Consider the following 205-nt stretch of genomic DNA (forward strand, 5'->3'; position numbering starts at 1 on the left):
AGTACCAGGACTGCAGGCCGAGGTCGATGCCGAAGGGGGACAACGCCGTCCGCTGCGCCTCGACGATGTCGTGGGTGGACATCGAGCCGGCGTACAGGAACACCGCGACCAGGGCCAGACCCATCGCGATCTCGTAGGAGATCATCTGGGCCGACGAGCGCAGGCCGCCGAGCAGCGAGTACGGCGAGTTGGACGACCAACCCGC

The 205-nt window shown here is 67.3% G+C and carries 1 protein-coding gene; it reads right to left on the reverse strand.

The annotated features are described in order from the left end of the window. Positions 1-205: NADH-quinone oxidoreductase subunit H (locus tag BN358_RS23380; protein WP_198018411.1), on the reverse strand; the 205-nt coding region annotated here is incomplete at both ends.

Source organism: Sedimentibacter sp. B4, from assembly GCF_000309315.1.
Taxonomy (GTDB): domain Bacteria; phylum Bacillota; class Clostridia; order Tissierellales; family Sedimentibacteraceae; genus Sedimentibacter; species Sedimentibacter saalensis.